We start from the raw sequence: 243 nt of genomic DNA on the forward strand, positions 1-243 counted from the left end.
CTTCGATGCCGGTAATGGCCGGGCTGTCGTTATCCAGAATCCCGCCGGTGGCTGAAACGCCGCCAATGGTCAGAGGAACGGTTTCCGGAGTGATTTCAACCAGCGCGTCATCCACGGTTGGCAGAGTGACGGCGAAGTTGGTCACGCCTGCAGGCACGGTGATCAGGCCGGTGGTTGCGTTGTAAGTGACGCCATTGCTGAAGGTGGCTGTGCCGTAATCGGCTGCACTCGCTGATCCGCCAC

1 protein-coding gene is annotated in these 243 nt (G+C 60.5%); it reads right to left on the minus strand.

Features of this window, described 5'->3' with window-relative positions; all coding sequences use genetic code 11:
- Positions 1-243, minus strand: a 243-nt coding sequence (locus tag HA050_RS21850) for a hypothetical protein (protein ID WP_166830599.1), incomplete at both ends; no start/stop codon positions are given.

It is taken from the genome of Iodobacter violaceini (assembly GCF_011601265.1).
In the GTDB taxonomy this organism is placed as follows: domain Bacteria; phylum Pseudomonadota; class Gammaproteobacteria; order Burkholderiales; family Chitinibacteraceae; genus Iodobacter; species Iodobacter violaceini.